The 21894-nt window shown below is 59.5% G+C and carries 20 protein-coding genes and 1 pseudogene; 6 read left to right on the forward strand and 15 right to left on the reverse strand.

What is annotated here, in order from left to right; translation table 11 throughout:
- Positions 1 to 224 precede the first annotated feature (224 nt).
- The gene (locus V5B44_RS20810) at positions 225 to 380 is read right to left on the reverse strand and encodes a hypothetical protein (protein WP_332360959.1); all 156 of its coding nucleotides are present in this window, start codon (positions 378 to 380) and stop codon (positions 225 to 227) included.
- 356 nt (positions 381 to 736) lie between these two features.
- Between V5B44_RS20810 and V5B44_RS20815 the strand changes: the two genes are divergently transcribed.
- Positions 737 to 2173 (forward strand): DUF1254 domain-containing protein, encoded by a 1437-nt coding sequence (locus tag V5B44_RS20815; protein WP_332360960.1) that lies wholly within the window; start codon positions 737 to 739, stop codon positions 2171 to 2173.
- Between the two features lie 63 nt (positions 2174 to 2236).
- On the opposite strand, the gene fumC is transcribed toward V5B44_RS20815, so the two are convergent.
- From fumC to V5B44_RS20830, 3 genes are all read right to left on the reverse strand, one after another.
- A complete protein-coding gene (gene fumC / locus V5B44_RS20820; RefSeq protein ID WP_332360961.1) occupies positions 2237 to 3640 on the reverse strand; it encodes a class II fumarate hydratase in 1404 nt (467 codons plus the stop codon).
- Between the two features lie 47 nt (positions 3641 to 3687).
- Entirely contained in the window at positions 3688 to 3918 is a 231-nt protein-coding gene (locus V5B44_RS20825; protein WP_332360962.1) for a DUF2789 domain-containing protein, read from the reverse strand.
- A 63-nt stretch (positions 3919 to 3981) separates the two neighbouring features.
- Positions 3982 to 4143 (reverse strand): hypothetical protein, encoded by a 162-nt coding sequence (locus V5B44_RS20830; protein WP_332360963.1) that lies wholly within the window; start codon positions 4141 to 4143, stop codon positions 3982 to 3984.
- Between the two features lie 87 nt (positions 4144 to 4230).
- On the opposite strand from V5B44_RS20830, the gene V5B44_RS20835 reads away from it, so the two are divergent.
- From V5B44_RS20835 to V5B44_RS20850, 4 genes are all read left to right on the forward strand, one after another.
- A complete protein-coding gene (locus V5B44_RS20835) occupies positions 4231 to 4632 on the forward strand; it encodes a bacteriohemerythrin (protein WP_332360964.1) in 402 nt (133 codons plus the stop codon).
- A gap of 443 nt (positions 4633 to 5075) precedes the next feature.
- The gene (locus V5B44_RS20840) at positions 5076 to 6671 is read left to right on the forward strand and encodes a Re/Si-specific NAD(P)(+) transhydrogenase subunit alpha (RefSeq protein WP_332360965.1); all 1596 of its coding nucleotides are present in this window, start codon (positions 5076 to 5078) and stop codon (positions 6669 to 6671) included.
- A 13-nt stretch (positions 6672 to 6684) separates the two neighbouring features.
- A complete protein-coding gene (gene pntB, locus V5B44_RS20845) occupies positions 6685 to 8100 on the forward strand; it encodes a Re/Si-specific NAD(P)(+) transhydrogenase subunit beta (protein WP_332360966.1) in 1416 nt (471 codons plus the stop codon).
- Positions 8101 to 8332: 232 nt separating this feature from the next.
- On the forward strand, positions 8333 to 8794 hold the full coding sequence (locus tag V5B44_RS20850; protein ID WP_287631996.1) for a CBS domain-containing protein: 462 nt from the start codon (positions 8333 to 8335) through the stop codon (positions 8792 to 8794).
- 210 nt (positions 8795 to 9004) lie between these two features.
- On the opposite strand, the pseudogene V5B44_RS20855 reads toward V5B44_RS20850, so the two are convergent.
- From V5B44_RS20855 to V5B44_RS20890, 8 genes and pseudogenes are all read right to left on the reverse strand, one after another.
- Positions 9005 to 10173 (reverse strand): annotated as a pseudogene (locus V5B44_RS20855) (deoxyguanosinetriphosphate triphosphohydrolase).
- Entirely contained in the window at positions 10118 to 11206 is a 1089-nt protein-coding gene (gene aroB / locus V5B44_RS20860) for a 3-dehydroquinate synthase (protein ID WP_332360967.1), read from the reverse strand. The pseudogene V5B44_RS20855 and the gene aroB overlap by 56 nt, the downstream one beginning before the upstream one ends.
- Positions 11194 to 11730 carry a shikimate kinase gene (locus V5B44_RS20865; RefSeq protein WP_332360968.1) on the reverse strand — a complete coding sequence of 179 codons (537 nt, stop codon included), beginning with the start codon at positions 11728 to 11730 and terminating at the stop codon, positions 11194 to 11196. The genes aroB and V5B44_RS20865 overlap by 13 nt, the downstream gene beginning before the upstream one ends.
- A gap of 88 nt (positions 11731 to 11818) precedes the next feature.
- Positions 11819 to 13930, reverse strand: coding sequence for a type IV pilus secretin PilQ (gene pilQ, locus V5B44_RS20870; protein ID WP_332360969.1), 2112 nt, complete (start codon positions 13928 to 13930; stop codon positions 11819 to 11821).
- On the reverse strand, positions 13931 to 14446 hold the full coding sequence (locus tag V5B44_RS20875) for a pilus assembly protein PilP (protein WP_332360970.1): 516 nt from the start codon (positions 14444 to 14446) through the stop codon (positions 13931 to 13933).
- Positions 14443 to 15120 carry a type 4a pilus biogenesis protein PilO gene (locus V5B44_RS20880; RefSeq protein ID WP_332360971.1) on the reverse strand — a complete coding sequence of 226 codons (678 nt, stop codon included), beginning with the start codon at positions 15118 to 15120 and terminating at the stop codon, positions 14443 to 14445. The genes V5B44_RS20875 and V5B44_RS20880 overlap by 4 nt, the downstream gene beginning before the upstream one ends.
- Complete coding sequence (locus tag V5B44_RS20885) at positions 15117 to 15686, reverse strand: PilN domain-containing protein (protein ID WP_332360972.1); 570 nt, start codon at positions 15684 to 15686, stop codon at positions 15117 to 15119. The genes V5B44_RS20880 and V5B44_RS20885 overlap by 4 nt, the downstream gene beginning before the upstream one ends.
- Positions 15683 to 16762, reverse strand: coding sequence for a pilus assembly protein PilM (locus V5B44_RS20890; RefSeq protein ID WP_332360973.1), 1080 nt, complete (start codon positions 16760 to 16762; stop codon positions 15683 to 15685). Before V5B44_RS20890 ends, V5B44_RS20885 begins: the two co-directional genes overlap by 4 nt.
- Positions 16763 to 17009: 247 nt before the next feature.
- Between V5B44_RS20890 and V5B44_RS20895 the strand changes: the two genes are divergently transcribed.
- On the forward strand, positions 17010 to 19304 hold the full coding sequence (locus tag V5B44_RS20895; RefSeq protein ID WP_332360974.1) for a penicillin-binding protein 1A: 2295 nt from the start codon (positions 17010 to 17012) through the stop codon (positions 19302 to 19304).
- Here V5B44_RS20895 and V5B44_RS20900 read toward each other — a convergent pair.
- Genes V5B44_RS20900 through V5B44_RS20910 form a run of 3 tightly spaced genes read right to left on the reverse strand, consistent with a single transcriptional unit; the run spans position 19288 to position 21890 of the window.
- The gene (locus tag V5B44_RS20900) at positions 19288 to 19815 is read right to left on the reverse strand and encodes a hydrogenase maturation protease (protein ID WP_332360975.1); all 528 of its coding nucleotides are present in this window, start codon (positions 19813 to 19815) and stop codon (positions 19288 to 19290) included. The genes V5B44_RS20895 and V5B44_RS20900 overlap by 17 nt on opposite strands.
- A 19-nt stretch (positions 19816 to 19834) precedes the next feature.
- Positions 19835 to 21304 (reverse strand): Ni/Fe hydrogenase subunit alpha, encoded by a 1470-nt coding sequence (locus V5B44_RS20905; protein WP_332361016.1) that lies wholly within the window; start codon positions 21302 to 21304, stop codon positions 19835 to 19837.
- A 31-nt stretch (positions 21305 to 21335) separates the two neighbouring features.
- On the reverse strand, positions 21336 to 21890 hold the full coding sequence (locus V5B44_RS20910; protein ID WP_332361017.1) for an NADP oxidoreductase: 555 nt from the start codon (positions 21888 to 21890) through the stop codon (positions 21336 to 21338).
- Positions 21891 to 21894 lie beyond the last annotated feature (4 nt).

Raw genomic sequence — 21894 nt, forward strand, 5'->3', positions numbered from 1 at the left:
CGACGTTATGTGGCTGGCTCAACATCCACTCGCTGTCGCAAGTCGTCCAGGACTGGCTGCCGAACCGCCCTTGCGCCACCCGGCACCGAATCAGCTCACGAAGTACCTGGCGGCGATCCGTCCCGCCGGAAATGGCACGACCTGAAGGTAAGGAGTGGCTTGATGCCCTGCGCAAACACCCGGCCGAGCTGGACGCTGGCGCAGAGGAGGTGCGGGAAGCCAAGCTACCGGTTCTCGCCAACGGCCGCGTGGGGAAGCCGCAGACTTGCCGGCACCTGCGTCCGCCCGGAGCCGGGCACCATCGCGCCGGACGGAAGGATCATCAACGCCGTGGCGGCGATCATGAAGACGGTGTCGACGACGACAATGAAGGCCTGCATGAAACCCTGCGACGATGCTTGATTGCGGGTCAGGCGAGGCCGTTTTCCCTGTATTCGGCGCACTGTACCACCCGACTTCGTTCGAGAATAGCCGGTGCTTGACGCCGTTGGCCATGGTCACGGCAATCGACGGGGCGCTGCCTTGCCCAGGCCAAATGCGAAACCCGCGATATGCGCCAGGACCTCGCCAATTCATCGTGGTTCCGGGGACCTGCTGGTGATATCAAAAGGCCTGAGGCATGGCTTGAACTACGACGTGAATTCGAGCGATACTAAGCGCTTCTCCTACACAATTCAACCACGGCAAACAAATGAATAATCGAGGATCTGCAATTCGCATCGGCGCCCTCTGCGGCATGATTGCTGTAGCCATCTTGACCGGTTGCGAAAAGAAGGCCGACCCGATATCGGTCGCCAGTCAGGCCGACAAGAAAGCGGGCATTGCCGCTCCGGGTATCGCCGAAACCAAGGCCATCGCCGAGGAAGCGTTCATCTACGGCCTGCCGATCGTGATGAACTACGCGGTGATGCAGGAGTTCTCCGTGGACAAGAACTCCGGGCAGTACAAGGCGCCGTTCAACACGATCATGAACGAAGCCCGCGTTTTTACCTACAAGGACACCGCCGTAGTGACGCCCAACAGCGACACCCCGTATTCCATGCTCTGGCTGGATCTGCGGGCAGAGCCGATGGTGATCTCGGTGCCGGCGGTGCCCAGGGAGCGCTACTACTCGGTGCAGTTCATCGACAGCAATACCTACAACTACGGCTACATCGGCAGCCGTGCGACGGGTAATGAAGCCGGCGACTATCTGGTTGTCGGCCCCGACTGGCAAGGTGATAAGCCGGCGGGAATCAGGCAGGTCTTCCGCTCGACGACACCCTTCGCCCTGACCATTTTTCGCACCCAGCTTTTCAATGCCGCGGATATGGTGAACGTCGAGAAGGTGCAGGCGGGATACAAGGGGCAGCCGCTGTCCGCGTTTCTCAACCAGCCGGCGCCGCCCGCCGCGCCGAAGATCGATTTCCTGCCGGCCACGACGGCCGGGATCAAGGCAAACTTCTACGAGTATCTCGACGCCGCGCTCCAGTTCGTGCCGGTAACGCCCGAGAACAAGGAAATCCGCGCCAGGCTTGCCAGCATCGGCATCGGGCCCGGCAAGACCTTCGAGTTCAAGGACCTTTCGCTGGAACACAAGGCCGCCGTCCTGCTGGCGATGAAGGAGGGTGACGACAAGGTAAGCGCCTATCTGAACACCAGAACGGCAGATGTCAACGGCTGGAAGATCGCATCGATCTTCGGCGATGCTGCCTTCTACAAAGGCGACTGGCTGAAGCGTGCCGCGGCGGCCAAGGGCGGCATCTATGGCAACGATGCCGTCGAGGCCATGTATCCGATGACTCGCGTCGACGTCAAGGGCGAGACGCTCGATGGCAGCAAGCACAACTACACGCTCACTTTCCCCGCCGGGCAGCTTCCGCCGGTCAATTCCTTCTGGTCGGTGACGATGTACGACGGCAAGACGCAGCTGCTGATCGAGAACCCGATCAACCGGTACCTGATCAACTCGCCGATGCTGCCCGCCATGAAGAAGAATGCGGACGGGTCGCTCACCCTGTACATCCAGAAGGATTCACCGGGCAAGGCGAAGGAAGCGAACTGGCTGCCTGCACCGAACGACCCCATTTACCTGGTCATGCGCCTCTACTGGCCGAAGACGGAAGCGCCTTCCATTCTTCCGGCAGGTACCGGTACGTGGAGTCCGCCGGGTATCGTGCAGGCCAGCAATTGAAAGGCTGGACAAGCAGCGTGCGCATGTCTTACTGGCCTGGCAAGGGGGAAGGGGTTTCTCCCTTTACTTGCTGCCATCCCCGGTGCGAGTCATTTCGGCAGGTCTAACCCAGCAGTCGAACTCCGACTCGGTGACATACTGCAGCGCCAAGGCCGCCGTGCGCAGTGCGCTGCCCTCACGGTGCGCTTTCTTTGCAATTTCGGCGGCGCGATCATAGCCGATGTGTGGCGTCAGGGCGGTCACCAGCATCAACGATCGTTCCAGCAGCTCATGGATGCGCGCTCGATCAGGCTCGATACCACGGGCGCAATACGCCTCAAAATTGCTCATGCCATAGCTGATCAGGCGAATGCTCTGCAGGATGCTGTTGGCCATCAGCGGCTTGCAGACGTTGAGCTCGAAATTGCCCGAGGCGCCGCCGATCCCGATGGCGACATCATTACCCATGACCTGGCAACAGATCATGGTCAGCGCTTCACACTGAGTCGGATTGACCTTTCCCGGCATTATCGAACTGCCAGGCTCGTTTTCAGGAATCCGGATCTCGCCAAGCCCCGAGCGCGGCCCCGAGGCAAGCCAGCGAATATCGTTGGCGATCTTCATGAGAGCCACCGCCAGTGTCTTGAGCGCGCCATGCGCAGCGACGATCCCGTCGTGCGCGGCAAGCGCCGCAAACTTGTTGGTCGCGCTGACAAACGGCAGACCGCAGTCACGGGCCAGTTCGGCGGCGACGCGTTCACCAAACTCCGGATGGGTGTTCAGGCCGGTACCAACTGCTGTACCGCCGATGGCCAGTGGATATAAGGAAGCCATCGCGGCAACGATGAACGACGCGGCGTGGTCAAGTTGGGCGACGTAGCCGGAGAACTCCTGTCCCAGGGTCAGCGGCGTCGCGTCCTGCAGATGCGTTCGACCAATCTTGACGATATCCGCGAACGCTTCGGACTTGGCGGCGAGTGTTGTGCGGAGATGCCGCAGCGCGGGGAGCAGGTCGTTGGTCACGCCGAGCACCGCCGCGAGGTGCATCGCGGTAGGGAATACGTCATTTGACGACTGCCCCAGGTTCACTTCGTCATTGGCATGAACCAGGCGATTCTCGCCGCGCTCGCCCCCCAGCAACTCGGAAGCACGGTTGGCAAGCACCTCATTCATGTTCATGTTGGTCTGGGTGCCGGAGCCTGTTTGCCAGACCGACAAAGGAAACTCGAAGCGATGACGGTCCGCAAGGACTTCCCCGGCAGCCGCCACGATCGCCCTCGTCTTGTCTTCGGCAAGCAGCCCAAGTTCGCTGTTTACGCTTGCGCAGGCGAGTTTTATCCTGGCCAGGGCATGCACGATCGCTACGGGCATGCGCTCGCTGGAAATGTTGAAGTGCTCCAGGGAACGCTGTGTCTGGGCACCCCACAAATGCTCATCTGGAACCTCGACGGTCCCCAGCGAATCTCGCTCGTTTCGTTTGGCACTCATCGCGACTCGCGCTTGCTCGCCCTTTGGCCAGGCACGACGGACAAGGCTTAATGCAGCCTGCCGTTCAGTTCATCGATGACGCCGGCCCAATCAGCATCCTCGATGATCTCCTCCTTGAGGAAGGTTCTCTGCGCATGCGTCCAGAATGAGGCGCGGTAGAGGGCGACATCATTGCCGAGGGGGCGGTGACAACGGATGAATTCTTCAATGGCGGCCGGCGTGTCAGCCAGTCCGAGTTGGGCAAAAAGATTGCTCATGCTGTGTAGGTTGGCATCCATGCATTACCTCCAGATGGCGGGTCGCTAGTCCTTAACCCGATAAAAGTTCAGATGGCATTGGGATCAAATGGTTCCATTTCTGCCGGGGCGGGCGAGAAGCCTCTTGCCGGGTTCGGTGTTCGACACAGCTACCGTTGCTCCAGGCTCCTCGATGGGCGATTCAGAACGTCGGCGGGTGATGGGAATGACTTTTTTGCGGTACAGTTCCAGCAGCAGGATTTTCACCGCCTCGAGCGTGTCTCCTGAGGCCGGCGTGGTTCATGTTGTTCAACCCCACTCCCGGGGTCCTTTATTTCAGGTAGGAGAGGAATTGTGAAAGATATAGTTTGGGACGAGATACTCAGCGTTGGGGTTGACGAAATAGATGAAGATCACCGTAAGTTGGTGAATATTTTCAATATTCTCAATCATTCCGTGATGGCGGAGGAATCTTCGGATTATCTTGCGGCGACATTGGCGGAGCTGATCAATTGTACGGTCTGGCACTTCAGCCACGAGGAGCGGCTGATGCTGAAACATCGCTATGAGGGAATTGAAGAACACAAGGCGGAGCACCGGGAATTAATCAAGAGCGCCAAGGAACTGCAGCAGGAAATCCTTCAGGCGGACAAGCCCGTGGTGGACGAACATATTGAGTTTCTCGAGCGCTGGTTAACCGAGCATATACTCACCGCCGACTTGCGATTGGGTTCTTATCTTTCCCAGGTGATGTAGAGGTCGCTCACCAGGGGCGGCGACAAAAGTTGAATACGGACGGCAACGCCAACCGCATGATCTACGACGCGCAGGAAACAGACCTCGATTCTCAAGGGCATCAGCCAGTTGGCACTGAGCCAGAACGCCAGCATGCTGCAATGGACGACAAGCCATTTGACAGCGTACGGCGCCATACTTGCGAGTCGCTGGCGCGAGTTTTGCGTTAAAGTCCGCGCGGGGCTTGTGATAAGCTGATACACAGACACCTGAAGGGGGAAAAGGTCGTCGGAAGCGGCCCCGTTTGCCCGGCTCCGGCCACCCGAGATCGAGATGTTTCCAGTAGTGAAGCAATGACAGCCAAGCGGCGAATTGCGATTTCGCAGCTTGAGCACTAGCGGGCTTCCGCAGTGGGCGGAGCGCTTTGAATGATGCAGAGACAAGAAACAGTGATGGAGAGCCATATGTCTTTAACAATCGGAGTTCCAAGAGAGACTGCAGCCGGGGAAAAGCGGGTTGCGACCGTACCTGAAGTCGTTGAGAAGCTGATCAAGCTGGGCTTCGGCGTCGCCGTTGAATCGGGCGCTGGCGATGCAGCCAATATATCGGACGACGCCTATCGTGCTGCCGGCGCCGAGATTGTCGCCGATGCAGCCAGGCTATGGTCGTCGTCGGACATCATCTTCAAGGTACGCGGGCCGTCAGCAGCAGAAGTCGGCCTGATGCGCGAGGGGAGCACGCTGGTCAGCTTCATCTGGCCAGCCCAGAACCCCGAGCTTCTGCAGCAACTCGCTGCGCGCAAGGCGACCGTGCTGGCCATCGACTCGCTGCCGCGCACGCTCTCGCGCGCCCAGAAGATGGACGCGTTGACCTCCCAGGCTGGCGTCGCTGGCTACCGCGCTGTCATCGAGGCTGCCAACGCCTTCGGTCGCTTCTTCAACGGCCAGATCACGGCGGCTGGCAAGGTTCCGCCGGCCAAGGTCTTCATTGCCGGTGCTGGCGTCGCCGGCCTGGCGGCGATTGGCACTGCCGCCAACCTCGGCGCCATCGTTCGCGCCAACGACACGCGTGCCGAAGTGGCCGATCAGGTCGCGTCGCTGGGCGGTGAATTCGTCAAGGTTGATTACGAGGAAGAAGGTTCCGGCGGCGGCGGTTACGCGAAGGTGATGAGCGAGGGCTTCCAGAAAGCCCAGCGCGACATGTACGCCAAGCAAGCCCGGGAGGTGGACATCATCATCACCACCGCGCTGATTCCTGGCAAGCCGGCGCCCAGGCTGATCACCGCCGAGATGGTGCGCTCAATGAAAGCGGGCAGCGTAATCGTCGACATGGCCGCCGAACAGGGCGGCAACTGCGAGCTGACCGAGCCTGGCCAGGCGGTGGTGAAGCACGATGTCACCATCATCGGTTACACCGACCTGGTCAGCCGCTTGGCGCGGCAGTCGTCGACGCTTTACAGCACCAACCTGTTCCGCCTCGCGGAGGAACTGTGCAAGACCAAGGACGGCATCATCGACGTCAACATGGAAGACGAAGCCATCCGCGGCCTGACTGTAATCAAGGAAGGCAATGTCACTTGGCCACCCCCGGCGCCAAAGCCGTCGGCCGCACCAGCCGCGGCACCCGCAGCGGCCGCCAAACCGGTGGTTGCCGCCAAGAAGTCAGGCGGCCACGGCAAGGGCAGCGCACCCGCCTCAGCGACCGCCGTCGGTCTGCTGTTCGCCGCCGGCGCGCTGATCTTCTGGTTCATCGGGGCGGGCGCACCACCGGCTTTCCTCGGCCACTTCACGGTCTTCGTGCTGGCCTGCTTCGTCGGCTACATGGTGGTGTGGAATGTCACCCCGGCGCTGCATACGCCGCTCATGAGTGTCACCAATGCGATCAGCAGCATCATTGCTATTGGGGCACTGGTACAGATTGCGCCACCGCTTGAGGCGGGGCTCAGTCGCCCCGACGACTGGATACGCTGGCTAGCGGTAGGCGCCATCATCCTGGCGACGATCAACATGTTCGGCGGCTTCGCCGTGACCCAGCGCATGCTGGCAATGTTCCGCAAATAGGGAGGCGATGATCATGTCTGAAAGCCTGGCAACGGTCTCCTATCTCGGAGCAACCATCCTTTTCATTCTCTGCCTCGGCGGCCTGAGCAATCCGGAAACCTCCCGGCGCGGCAATCTGTACGGTATCGTCGGCATGACCATCGCCGTTCTGGCGACGGTCTTCGGCCCGCACGTAAGCAGCACCGGTTACGCGTGGATCATTGCTGCCATGGTGGTCGGCGCGAGCATCGGTGTTTACGCGGCACGCACCGTCCAGATGACGCAAATGCCCGAACTGGTCGCCCTGATGCACAGCATGGTTGGCCTCGCGGCGATGCTCGTCGGTTTTGCCAACTACATCGACCCGGCCGCTTCGGCGCAGATGAGCGGGGTCGAAAAGACCATCCACGAAGTCGAGATCTACCTCGGCATCCTGATCGGAGCGGTGACCTTCTCCGGCTCGGTCATTGCCTTCGGCAAGCTCTCCGGCAAGATTTCCGGCAATCCGCTGCTCCTGCCGGCCCGCCACTGGATCAATCTCGCCGGCCTGCTGATCGTCATCTATTTCGGGCGCGAGTTCCTCAACGCCCATTCGATCAGCGACGGCATGACGCCGCTGGTGGTGATGACGGTTATTGCGCTGCTCTTCGGCATCCACATGGTGATGGCGATTGGTGGCGCCGACATGCCGGTGGTGGTTTCGATGCTCAACAGCTACTCCGGCTGGGCAGCAGCGGCGACCGGCTTCATGCTCTCCAATGACCTGCTGATCGTCACCGGGGCACTGGTCGGATCGAGCGGCGCAATCCTCTCGTACATCATGTGTGCGGCCATGAACCGGCACTTCATCAGCGTCATCGCCGGCGGCTTCGGCACCACCGGCGGAACACCGGCGGCAGCCGGCGGTGCCCAGCCCGCCGGCGAGGTCGTGCCGATCATTGCGTCGGACACTGCCGAGTTGCTACGCGACGCCAAGAACGTGATCATCGTCCCGGGCTATGGCATGGCGGTAGCCCAGGCGCAGCACACGGTCTACGAGATCACCCGCCTGCTGCGCGAAAAGGGCGTCAACGTCCGCTTCGGAATCCATCCGGTGGCTGGCCGCATGCCGGGCCACATGAACGTGCTGCTCGCCGAAGCCAAGGTGCCGTACGACATCGTGCAGGAAATGGACGAACTCAACGATGATTTTCCACAGACCGACGTCGCGATGATCATCGGCGCCAACGACATCGTCAATCCAGCCGCACAGGATGACCCGAGCAGCCCGATCGCCGGCATGCCGGTACTCGAGGTCTGGAAGGCAAAAACGTCGATCGTCATGAAGCGCAGCATGGCGTCCGGCTATGCCGGGGTGGACAACCCGCTCTTTTACAAGGATAACAACCGCATGCTGTTCGGCGATGCGAAGAAGATGCTTGACGAAGTGCTGGTTGCTCTGAAGAGCTGATCCGCGGTTTGCCTTGTGGACCCTTGCGCCCGCTTCCTGCTGGCGCGAGGGTGTCCAACCGTCTGACGGAGGCAGATAAGCGCCCTGCTACCTGGCCGCGACTGCAGATCAACGGCGAGTCCCCGGATCAAAAGACGCCTTGCCGATTTTCGGATGTTGATGGACATCTGGTAGAATCGTTCCGATCAGTCAATGAGCGCATCAGCTCGCTATCCTATCTCTAGGGGGTGACATGGAGGTCAAAGAAGTTCTGCAGGTCAAAGATTCCGCGCTGTTCGCAGTACATCCCGACCAGCCGCTCTCGGAAGCCGTCATCATGATGTCGGAAAACGACATTGGCTCGGTGATCGTGATGGAAGGGGGCAAGCTGGCCGGGATGCTGACCTTTCGCGAGGTACTGTCCATATTGGCCAAACGCCAGACCGAGCGTCGGGTCGGGCCAACGCCACCCATTGCCGAGATCCTGGTCATCGAAGCGATGGACCCCAACCCCCCGACTACTGATCCCGATATGGACGTCGACGAGTTGCGTCGAATGATGGTAGACACGCATACGCGCTATGTGCCCGTGATGGAAGGAGACACCATCGTGGGGATCGTCTCCTTTCACGACGTCGCCAAAGCGGTGCTGGAGGAACGGAATCTGGAGAACAAGCTGCTCAAGGCATACATCAAGGATTGGCCGTCGCCTTAAGCCACCCGCTGAGCGGCGGGCGTTTTTCCCTCACCCCCATTGTCGCCGGCAGCTGAGCCACGCCGTCCCCGCGGTTAGGCCAAAGTCATCGGCGGTCGCGCTCCCGCTTTGCTTCTCCGGAGTTAGCCTCATAGCGTCTGCGTTATCCAGCGCGGGCAGGAGGTGATGGGGCAATGCTTTCAAGTCGCCAAAGCACGCACGCCTAATGGCTCAGCTTTCGCCAATGGCAAACAGGCGTCGATGCTCCTTGATGGCATAGCGATCGGTCATCCCGGCGATATAGTCAGCCACTCTGCGCGCCTGGTCGCCCTCGGCTGGCAGCTGGTATTGCGGCGGTAGCAAGCGCGGGTTGGCGGTGAAGGCGACGAACAAGTCGGCGATTATCCGCTGCGCTTTGCTGGCCATCCTCAGGACCTGGTAGTGCTGATAGAGGTGAGTGCGCAAGAAGCGCTTCATATGGCGCTGCGCTTGCCGCAGATCATCGGAAAACGCGACCAGCGGAGGTGCCAGGCGCACGCGGTAACATCTCGTGGCTGGTGGCGAGCAATGTTGGTAGCGGTTGTTTCGATCAGGTCGCAGACCAGGGCATTGATCATTCGCCTGATCGTTTCGTGGATCAGACGACGCCCGCCCAGTCCGGGATAAAGCCCGCGCACAGCTGCGACGTGCTGTGCGAACAGGCCAACTTCGGCGAGTTGCTCCAGCGTGATCAGACCGGCACGAAGTCCGTCGTCCACGTCGTGATTGTTGTAGGCGATTTCGTCGGCCAGATTGCAGATCTGTGCTTCGAGTGATGGCTGGGTACGATTGAGAAAGCGTTCCCCCAGTTCGCCAAGGCGGCGGGCGTTTTCCAGGGAACAGTGCTTGACGATGCCCTCGCGCGTTTCGAAACAAAGATTGAGCCCATCGAAGGCGGCATAGCGCTCCTCAAGCAGATCGACCGTCCGCAGACTCTGCAGGTTGTGCTCAAAGCCCCCGTGAGCATGCATGCAATTGTTGAGTGCCTCCTGTCCGGCATGGCCAAACGGCGTGTGGCCAAGGTCGTGAGCAAGCGATATCGCTTCCGCGAGATCCTCGTTGAGCCGCAGCGCGCGCGCGATTCCGCGTGCGATCTGGGCGACTTCGAGGCTGTGAGTCAAGCGGGTACGGAAGAGGTCGCCCTCGTGATTGACGAAGACCTGGGTCTTGTATTCGAGACGCCGAAAGGCCGTCGAGTGTACGATCCGGTCCCGGTCGCGCTGAAAGTCGCTGCGATGCGAAGGCTGCGCATCCGGGTAATGGCGACCGCGCGAGTTGATCGCGGATACCGCATAAGCGGCAAGCTCAGGCGTGTGCACAGCGGTCGGCAATGGCGCGGCAGATTTCCGCCAACGGAGCAGCGTCGGTCACGGCAGCCCGCCCGACTTGTTGCAGGAGGACCAGACGAAGCTTGCCGCCCTCCACCTTCTTGTCGTTCTGCATCAGCTCAAGATAGCGGTCGACGCCTAGCATCGGCCCGTACACCGGCAGACCCGCGCGCTGAAAAAGCCTGTCTATCCGAGCAAGGTCGTCCGCGTCGATCCAGCCAAGCTGTCGTGAAAGTGCTGCCGCCATCATGGTGCCCGCCGCGATCGCTTCGCCATGCAGCCATCCACCATAACCGACCCCGGTTTCGATGGCATGGCCGAAAGTATGGCCAAGGTTGAGCAGGGCGCGCTCGCCGGTCTCTCGTTCATCAGCGACAACGACTTCGCTCTTGTTCCGGCAAGAACGGCAGACCGCCTCGGCCAGCGCCGTTGGTTCGCGAGCCAGCAGGCGATCCAGGTTGCCCTCCAGCCATTCGAGGAAAGGCAGGTCCCTGATCAGACCATACTTGATGACCTCAGCCAACCCGGCCCGGAGCTCGCGCTCAGGCAGCGTGTCCAGGGTATCGGTGTCAGCCAGCACGAGCTTCGGCTGGTGGAAGGCCCCGATCATGTTCTTGCCCAAGGGGTGATTGATGGCGGTCTTTCCGCCCACCGACGAATCTACTTGTGCCAGCAAGGTCGTCGGCACCTGGATGAAAGGCATCCCGCGCTGGAAGCAGGCCGCGGCAAAGCCCGTTATATCGCCGACCACACCGCCACCGAGTGCAATGAGTGTGGTGGAGCGTTCGCAGTGGCGCTCGAGCAACACATCAAAGATCGAGTTGAGCGTTCGCCAGTCCTTGAACTGCTCGCCATCGGGCAGGACGATCTCGGCCACGTCAACCCCCGCACGCTGCAATGCATCCGCCAGACGCAGAAGATACAAGGGTGCAACGGTACTGTTGGTGACGATCGCAGCCTTTGGTCGGCGCAGAAACGGCAGCAGCAGTTCGCTGCGACCGATGAGGGCTTGCCCCACATGAATGGGATAGGAGCGATCCCCTAGTGCAACGGTCAGCGTTTCCATGGCTCTCCGAGTTCCTTGATCAGCAAATGCAGGACGGACTGTACAGTGATTCGACTGCCACTGACGATCAGATCCGCGATGTCACGGTAGAGCGGGTCTCGCTCCGCGTGGAGCTCCCTGAGCTTCCGCCGTGGGTCACTGACCTGCAACAGCGGTCGCTTCTTGTCATGCCGCGTTCGTTCGTACAGGGTTGGCAGGGGCACATCGAGGTAGATCACGAATCCGCTCGCTTCGAGGCTCTGCCGGTTCTCAGGCCGCAGGACGGCACCGCCCCCGGTAGCGACCACATGGGCATTGCGGCTGGCCAGTTCCGCAATGACCTGCGCTTCGCGTCTGCGAAAGCCGTCCTCCCCTTCGATTTCGAAGATCGTCGGCAAACTGACGCCTGTTCGAGCCTCGATCTCGTGGTCCGAATCGACGAACCGATAGCCAAGGCGCTTGGCCAGGGCTTTGCCGATCGTAGTCTTTCCCGCTCCCATCAAACCGATCAGGTAGACGTTCCGCTTGTCGTCTTCGATTCTCACAACCCTATTCTATCGCATGGTCAACAGGCATCATCTGCCCAACAAAAAGCCGGCTCAACGCCGGCCCTTTGCCTTTACCAGGCGCCGGTCAGCGCACGGCGAGATTCTCGGCAACGATTCTCGGCGTCACGAAAACCAGCAGTTCAGTCTTGTCGTCAATGGTTTCGCGGTTCTTGAACAGGAAACCGACATAGGGAAGATCACCGAAAAACGGGATCCGCTGCGTGTTGTTGCGCGTTGTCTGCGTGTAGATGCCGCCAATCACCACGGTGCCTCCGTTCTCGACCAGGACCTCGGTCTTGACGTGCCTGGTATCGATGGCTACCCCCGCACCGCCGGTCTGCAGAGGGCTCGGGGTGTCCTTGTTAACGTCCAATTGCATGAAGATTCTGCCATCCGGGGTAATCTGGGGCTTCACCTTCAACGAAAGGTTCGCTTTGCGGAAGGAGACGCTGGTAGCCCCCGAGCTGGTCGCCTGCTGATAGGGAATTTCAACGCCTTGCTCGATGATCGCTTCCACCTGATTCGCGGTCATGACCCGCGGACTGGAAATGACCTTACCGCGGCCATCGGCTTCCAGTGCCGAGATCTCGGTATTCAGAAACTGGGTCATCGCGCTGTTGTAGAGAACCAGCGAGAACAAGCCGGCGTTGCCCGTTCGAGGCTGCGCCGGAAGATTCACGTTGAACGCGTCGGTGTTGAAATCTGGAATGTCCTTGACTTGCCCGGTGTAATAACCAGGCACATTTGCTCTGGCGCCGCCCATGGCCTGACCGCTGAAACCCTGGCCGCCAAAACCATAGCCTGTTCTCTGATTCCAGCCCAAACGGACGCCCAGGTTTTTGGCAAAACTGTCGCCGGCTTCAACAATGCGTGCTTCGATCATCACCTGCCGGGCTGCGACGTCGACCTTGGCAATCATCGACCGCACATCATCGATGCGGCTCGGCGTGTCCTTGATGAACATCATGTTCGAGCGGGCATCAATGAGGGCACTGCCGCGCTTCGAGAGCAGGCTTTGCTTGGGGTCGACAAGCAGCTTCTGAATGTCTTCCGCCTTGATATAGTTCATCTGGAAACTCTCGGTCTGCAATGGCTCGAGGTCGCCGATCTGAGCTCTCGACTCAAACTCGAGCTTCTCCTTGGTGGCAATCTCCTCCCGCGGCGCAATGAGAATGACGTTTCCATTCTTGCGCATGTCGAGACCCTTTTGCTGCATGATGATATCCAGCGCCTGATCCCAGGGCACGTCCTTCAGAATCAGCGTGATCTGGCCGCCAACGGAGTCGCTGACGACCATGTTCATGCCAGTGAATTCGCCGATCACCTGCAGCAGACGGCGGACCTCGATATTCTGGAAATTGAGTGACAGCTTTTCCCCCTGGAAACCACCACGCGTTCCCTGTACCAACTTGTTTGGGTCCTCGACGATCTTCTTGACTTCAATCACGAATTGGGAGTCACTCTGGTAGGCGTTGTGCTCCCAAAGGCCGCGCGGGGTAATTGTCATGCGGGCGTTCGCGCCCTGCTGGACAGTATCCACGGTCAGCACCGGCGTCGCGAAGTCGGTCACATCAAGCCGCTTGCGCAGCGCTTCCGGAACGTTCACCTTGACGAAGTCGACCACCAGCTTTGATCCTTGTTGCTTGATGTCGATTCCCGCGTTGGGGTCGCTCAGGTCAACGGTGATCCGTCCCTCGCCATCCTTGCCCCGCCGGAAATTCACGTCGCGAATGCTGTTCGCCATCTCGGAGGCACGTGCTTTGGCGAAGTGCTCGACCAAGAGTGTGCTGTCGGGGGTAGCACTTGGTACCAGAGCGAGGAGGAGGCTGTTCCCGTCGATGGTCGCGTCGTAGGTCATGGGCTTGTTCAGGTTCAGGACGACGCGGGTGCGGTCTTCTGCCTGGACGATATTGGCACTTTTCAGGTCTCCTTCGTTATACGTCTGGCTCGACTTGCCGAGGCCGTTGGTCGTATTCGGAAAGTCAAAGGCTATGCGCGGGGGTTTGGCTACACTGAAAGCTGGAGGGAGAGCCTGCAAGGCTTCCTTGAACGTCAGCTTGACGTTCAAGACCGAGCCTTGCTGAACAACGTTGAAGGACTCGATGGAATTTGGCCTGACTTCCTGGGCCTGCGCGCTGGCGAGCGCCAGCAGCACACCACCCACAAGGCCGAGCAGGTATTGTTTGATCTGCTTCATTTAGTTCGCTCCCTTTTCCTGCAACAGCAAGGTGCTCGTCCTTTCCACCCAGTCACCCGCGGAATCCTGGATGAGTTCTCGCAATGTGACTTCCGACTCGGAGATATCCACCACCACGCCGAAGTTCTGTCCCATGTAGTTTCCGATCTTGACCTGGTACAAAGTCCCATCAACCTGGATGATGGCATACGATACCTTCTTCCTGGTCATCACGCCGACATATTTCAGGGTCTCCAGCGGATGCAGCTCCAGCGGCTCCTTTGGTCGATCCAGGTCAGGCCGGAACCCACCACCGCCTTTCTTCTCCTGCGGCCCCATCTTGGCTGCCTTGAAAGGGTCAAGGATATTGCCAGCGTCGTAGGGAACTGGCTCGTAGGGTTCCACCACTGGCAGGGGCGGGATCTTGGCCGTGACACCCTGGGCCGCCGTCTTCATCCACTCGCGCAACTCCTCCTGGTCGCCGCCAACGCAGGCGGCCAGGACAACGCAACCAAGCAAAACAAGGAGTCTCCTCATTGCTTTCCACCCTTCGCAGCGGCTTGGGCGGCCTTTCGCTTCGCCGCCAACTCTTCCTCGTCGAGATAGCGGAAGGTCTTGGTGGTCGCGTCCATGACCAGTGTGCCGTCCTTGCTCTGCTGGTTCGTGGTAATCGCGATATTGTTCAAGGTGACAATTCTGGACAACGCGCCGATGTCCCCGGCGAAGGAACCAAAGTCATGGTAAGTGCCAGTCAGGCGGACGGTAATCGGCAGTTCCGCGTAGAAATCCTTCACCTGTTCCGCCCCGGGCTTGAATAGATCGAACTGCAGGCCACGTCCCATTCCCGCTTGATTGATCTCGACCAGCAAGGATTCGACTTCGGATTTGTTGGGCAACTGCTTCAATAGTGTACCGAAAGAGCGCTCGATCTCGTTCAGGCGCTGGACGTACAAATCAAGGTTAAGCGCCTGAGCCTTCTTGGTGACGTACTCGTCCCTGAGCTTCAGCTCCGTCTCCTGCTTGACCTGCAGGGACTCCAGTTGTTCAGCCCATAGAAACCACCAGCCAGCTGCCAGGATCACCAAGCACAAACCAACGAGGACGGTCACGCGAGGTACTAGAGGCCATGCACCCAAATCCTTGGGGTTCAGATCCTGGAAATCGCTGAGGACGGCTCTGAAGTCAATGGTCGGAAGAGAGCTTGTCTTCACTTCTTCGGCCCTCCTTGCTCGGCGGCAGTTCGCTTGAGTGACGCAATCATGCTGAACTCATTGAGACGCCGCTTGTCAACAACCACCGCCTTGATCTCCAGCAGCTGCGGCTTCTCAAGCCATGGCGATGCTTCAATGTTGCGCATCAGCGTCGACACCCGAGCGCCGGACTGGGCGAAACCACCAAGATGGATCTTTTGCCCTTCCTGCTTCAGCGAGCGAAGGTAGACCCCCTCCGGCATCTGCTTGGCCAGGTCACTCAGCAAGCGTACTGCCTCCGCCCGATCACGCTGCAAGGATTCGATGATCCGCTTACGTTCCATCAAGGCGTCACTTTGCTCCTTGAGCCGCTTGATCTGATCAATCTCCTTGTCAAGGACGGCAATTTCCTTCTTGAGAAAGTCGTTTTTGGCGTCCTGATTGGAGATATAGCCGGCAATTACGGAGTAAACAAGGAAGACCATCAGCCCGGAAAGCAGCATGACCAGCCCAAGCAAGGCGTGGAACTGCTGGCGCCGTGCCCTGCGCTTTTCTTCACGGTGCGGAAGAAGATTGATATGTATCATTCGTCGAATCTCCGCAGCGCGAGACCGCAGGCGACCATCAATGACGAAGCATCTGTCAGCAAACTGTTGCTGCGAACCCGGTCGGAAAGCACCATATCGGCAAACGGGTTGGCAATGATAGTGTTGATCTGTGTTCGAGAAGCAACGACCTGGTCAACGCTGGGCAAGACTGCACATCCGCCCGCCAGAACAATATGATTGATCTGGTTGAACTGCGTCGAGGTAAAGAAAAATTGCAGAGCGCGCGACAGCTCAAGGGCCATAGCCTCAAGAAACGGGCGCAAGAGTTCGATTTCGTACTTTTCCGGTAGGTTATTGCGGCGCTTTTCGGTTTCCGCCTCCTCGAAGCTCATGCTGAAAAGGCGCGCGATATCCTGCGTCAGCTGATTTCCTCCGAATGCCTGCTCACGAACGTAGAGCTGCTGGCCATTGCGAAGAACCGTCAGGTTCATCACGTTGGCACCCACATCCACCAATGCGATGATCTGGCCCTTGCCAGCATCGGGCAGCTGCGCTTCGATCAGGTGAAAAGCCGCCAATACAGCGTAGGACTCGACATCGAGCACCCGGGGCTTGAGGCCGGCAGATTCGGCAACGGCGACGCGCTCTTCCACCTTCTCCTTGCGCGACGCAGCGATCAGAACCTCGATCTCATCAGGAGAAGAAGGAGCCGGTCCCACGACCTGAAAATCTAGGTTGACCTCATCGAGCGCAAACGGAATGTACTGGTTGGCTTCGGACTCAACTAGGACTTCCAGGTCGGCTTCACGCTGCCCCGCCGCAACGATGATCTTTTTGGTGATTACATGGGAGGCGGGCAGGGCAATTGCCACATCCCTCGTCGAGGTCGCTAGCTTTTTCCACGCCCGTCTAACGGATTCCGAAGCGGCCTCGAGATTGACAATGTTGCCATCCGAAACGATATCCCTCGGCAAGACCTCTATCGAGTAGCGCTCGACGCGGTAACCACCCTTGCCATCGCTCGCCAGCTCGACCATTTTGACGGCTGACGAACTGATATCAAGCCCGATCAGCGAGCGCGCCTTGGGATTAAAGATCGAAAGATCAAACTGCAAATCACCACCCCTCGCCCAAAAAACCCTTCAATAAGTTGCAGTTAGACTACTTATAGATATTCTACTTTAGATGCTAACAACTAGCTTACGGCATGTAAAGCGATTTCTGGAGCCTCTCGGGGAAGATGGTGCCTTCGATGTTCAGGGCAGCGCAAGCGCCTGAAGTCACGAAGCTGGCAGTTCGACCCTTTTCACGGCCCTGCTCTAATATAATGACGGACATTCGCCTTTTCTGTCGGACGCCCTGTTGCCTACCGCCCTCCGCTGGTTGATCTATCCGATCGTTGCAGTTTTGGGAATTTCTGCAATCGCTGTTGCGATGGTGGTTGTGGTCCTTAGTCTGGCCTATCCGAACCTGCCGTCGCTGGAAATCCTGACTGACTATCGACCGAAAATTCCACTGCGTATTTACACGGCGGATGGCTATCTGCTGGGCGAGTTCGGTGAGGAGCGTCGTGCCGTCGTCAGCATTCACGAAGTTCCGGCGATCATGAAACAGGCCATACTTGCAGCAGAGGATGAGCGCTTCTATCAGCACGGCGGGGTGGATACCATGGGTGTTCTGCGTGCGCTGCATGCCAACCTGCTAAGTGGTGGCAAGCGCCAGGGCGCCTCGACGATTACCCAGCAGGTGGCCAAGAATTTCTTCCTTTCATCCGAGAAGACCTATACCCGCAAGTTCTACGAAGCGCTCCTTTCGTTCAAGATTGAACACAATCTTAGCAAGGACCAGATCTTCGAGCTCTACATCAACCAGATCTTTCTCGGGCAGCGCGCTTACGGGTTCGCCGCGGCATCCCAGATCTATTTTGGCAAGCCACTAACCGAGCTCACCCTCGCGGAAGCAGCAATGCTTGCTGGTCTTCCCAAAGCACCTTCGGCTTACAACCCGGTGGTCAATCCGAAGCGCGCTCGTATCCGCCAGCAGTATGTCCTCCATAGAATGAGGGAACTCGGATTCATCAGCGATCAGCAGCACGAAGCCGCCCTCGAACAGGCATTGATCATCAGACGCGACGTCAACGGCACGCCCATACACGCCGAATTTGCCACCGAAATGGCACGTCAGATTGCCGCCGAACGTTTTCCTGATGACGTCTATACGCGGGGACTCCGTGTTTATACGACCATCATCAAGGATGATCAGGACGCCGCCCACGCCAGCTTGCGCCGCGGCGTCCTGGATTACGACCGCCGGCACGGTTACCGGGGAGCAGAGGCCTACGTAGACCTTGGCGAGACGAAGTCCGAGCAGGACGAGGCCCTTGAGGAACTGCTCCTTGATTTCCAGGACGCTGAGGACCTCCAACCGGCCATCGTGCTGCAAGCTGACGCAAGAAAAATCAGCGCCTACCGCCGCGGCGGCGACGTCATCACCATCAGTGGCGACGGCCTCAAGTTTGCAGCCCGCATGATTGAAGATAAGGCCCCGCCAAACAAGCGACTCCGCCGCGGCGCCATCATCCGTGTGCAGGCAGATGAGAAAAACAACTGGCGTATCGTACAAATGCCAGAGGTAGAAGCCGCTTTCCTGGCCGCCGATCCGCGCGACGGGGCGGTCCGTGCTCTGGTTGGCGGCTTTGACTTCAATCGAAACAAATTCAACCATGTAACACAGGCGTGGCGGCAACCAGGCTCGAGTTTCAAACCATTCATCTATTCGGGAGCGCTGGAAAGGGGCTTCACTCCTGCGTCGATCGTCAACGACGAACCGATCAGCTTCCCCGCGACCGTGACCGGCAGCCAAGCTTGGGAACCGAAGAACTACGACGGCAAGTACGAGGGTCCGATGCGCATGCGTACCGCACTGGCCAAGTCTAAGAACATGGTCTCGATCCGACTTCTGCAAGCGAGCGGCGTGCGCTTTGTGCAGGACTATATCACCCGCTTTGGCTTTGACGCCCACAGACACCCGCCCTACCTGACCATGGCACTCGGCGCCGGATCGGTCACGCCGTGGGAAATGGTTGCCGCCTACGCCGTTTTTGCCAACGGTGGCTACCGCATCAGGCCCTACATCGTACGTGAGATACAGGACGACAAGAAGCAGGTCCTTGCACGAGCGGAACCTGTCACAGCCGGCGATGACAGCCTGCGAGCGATTGACCCGCGCAACGCTTACCTGATGGATAGCATGCTACGGGATGTAACCATTTATGGAACTGCTGCTCGAGCGTCGGCAACGCTAAAGCGCCGCGATCTGGCAGGCAAGACGGGAACCACCAATGAGCATGTTGACGCCTGGTTCTGCGGCTATCAACAAACGGTTGTTGGCTGCTCGTGGATTGGCTTTGATCAACCGAGGAATCTTGGCAAGGGTGAAACCGGCGGCACCGCCGCACTGCCTACCTGGATTGCCTATATGGCCAAGGCGCTCAAGGACATCCCCGAATCATTTCTCCCGGCTCCCGAGGGTCTCGTCACAGTGCCTGCTTCGAGCAGCGGCAAGGGCCCGGCTGAGGAATTGTTCTACCGGGAAAATGCCCCTGCCGAACTTGAGCCGGAGCCGCCACTCGACGACAGCATCAAGCCTGAGGACTAGGAGCGCCTTTGGCCTCCTGGTCGCTCACCTTCACCTGCCAAGCGTCGAAGCGGGACACTCGGCAGAGGTTTTTCAGCAGTTCGAACGCACAATCGGCGTTGCGCGCCGCAGCAGCGCTCAACCCGTCGCCCAGCTCGAAGCTCGCACCGGCAACACACAACACGAAAGCCGGCGGCACTGGTTGCTGGCTGATCCGTGCCAGCACCGAGAGTACCGCTTCGGGTGACAGCGCATGCGTGCCTGTGATAGTGCTATCGCGCGCCTGTACCTGACGAAACGCAAACGGTGCGGGCGTCTGCTGCCCGGCGTCGACAAACAGCGCCAACCGCCGTCCGACGAGGTCGAGCGCATGTTCAACCTGCCACTGGAAGTCGCTGATCAACTCGAAGCCGTCGGCCAGTCCTTCTTCATCCAGCCAGATCTGCAGCTGATCGAGCAGCAACGGCCCGAGCGCATCGTCGCCACGGCTAGGGTTACCGCAAGCGAAAACGACGACTGGCACGACGCTCACCGGCAACGCGTCCTGCATTTCAAGGGACTGTGCGCAAGCGCTGGAGCACTTGCCCGGCGGCATCCTGCAATTCGACCTGCAGCGGCATCTTGCCGAGCGCATGGGTAGCACATGAAAGACAGGGGTCGAAGGCACGGATGGCGACTTCAATGTGGTTGAGCACGCCTTCGCTCAACTGACGGCCGTTGAGGTAACGGAGCGCGACGCGCCGGATCGCCTCGTTCATCGGCTGATTGTTGTGCGTGGTCGACACGATCAGGTTGCACGTCGTCACCAGATCGTCGTCGTCGACGCGATAGTGGTGGATCAGCGTGCCGCGCGGTGCCTCGATGACGCCGACGCCCTCGTGGTGTCGAGTCCCACCGGTGGTGAGTTCAGTACCGGAAAGATCATCGTCGTGCAGCAGATCCTTGATCATTTCGGCGGCGAGCAGCATCTCGATCATCCGCGCCCAGTGATAGGCCAGCGGCGCGTGGATCAACTTGCCCTGACCATGGTCGATGAACTCGCGGCGTTCGGCTTCGGCGAGCGGCGTCGGGATCGAATTGCAGTTCTGCACACGCGCCAGCGGTCCGACCTTGTACCAGCCTTGCTGCGGGCCAAGTGCGGCGAGAAAAGGGAATTTCATGTAACTCCAGGGTTTGACTTCCTCGTGGATCAATTGGTGGTAATTCTCGACGGCCAAACCGTCGACGATGATGCTGCCGTCGGCGTCACGGGCGCGCAGGTGGCCATCGTAGAAGTCGAGCGTCCCGTCGACGCCGATCAATGACAGGATGTTCGAGCGGCAGGTGCCGAAGCTGTCGTAGAGCTCTGGATTGGCTGCGTGCAGGCGTTTGACGAGCTGCACGGCCTGGCGGCTCCAGCCAATGATGGTGTAAATTTCGGCCAGCAGTTCATCGCGCTCGTCTCGGGTGAGCGCACGATTGACCCCGCCCGGAATCGCGCCGGTGCCATGGACACGCTTGCCGGCAGTCAGGCGGATGACCTCCTGTCCGAACTTGCGCAGCAGCACGCCCTGCCGGGCGACGTCCGGATAAGCCGCGGCGACGCCGACGATGTTGCGCCGGCCTGGCTCGCTGTCAAAGCCGAAGAGCAGATCGGGTGACGAGAGGTGGAAGAAATGCAGCGCGTGCGACTGCAGGATCTGGCCATAGTGCATCAGTCGGCGCAGCTTCTCGGCGCTCGCTGTCAGACGGTCGGCACCAACCACATGGTCTAGCGCCTTGGCTGCCGCCAGGTGATGCGAAACCGGGCAGATGCCGCACAAGCGCTGCACCATCACCGGGACTTCCCAGTAAGGACGGCCCTGGATAAACTTCTCGAAGCCGCGGAATTCGACAATATGCAGGCGCACCTGCTGGACCTGATCGTCTTCGCCGAGTAACAGCGTGACCTTGCCGTGACCTTCGACACGCGACAACGGGTCGATCGCAACGCGGCGCAGCGTACTGCTGTCGGCAGCAGCGGTTTCCAGTGCGAACGGCATAGAGTCCATGACATCCCTCGGTAACAAGTGCTCAGTCGAAATGCAGCAGCGGATGCCCCAGGCGCGGGGTCCGCCCGTCGAGCAAGTCGGTCAGGAATTTCCAGATTGCATCGCCAGAAGGCGGGCAACCGGGGATGAAATAGTCGATGCGGACAATTTCATGAAGCGGGTGCACCTTGTCTAGCGGCAGCGGCAGTTCGAGATCATTGGGCACCTGCCCGCCGACGATCCCGGGACCGGTCAGATAGACTTCCTGCAGGCACTGACCGAGGTCGAGATGGTTGCGCTGCGCCGGCAGGCCGCCGTTGATCGCGCAGGCGCCGATGGCAATCAGTACCTTGCAGTTGCTGCGGAATTCGCGCAGCACATGGATGTTTTCGGCGTTGCAGATGCCACCTTCGATGAGGCCGATGTCGCAGGGACCGCAGTGCTTGATGTCAGTGAGCGGCGAGCGGTCGAACTCAACGCGCTCGATCAGGTCCAACAAGCGCTCATCGATATCGAGGAACGACATGTGACAGCCAAAGCAGCCGGCCAGCGAGGTCGTCGCGATACGCAGTTTTCGGTTCGGCGCGAGGGCGCTCATTTCA

It is taken from the genome of Candidatus Accumulibacter necessarius (assembly GCF_036625085.1).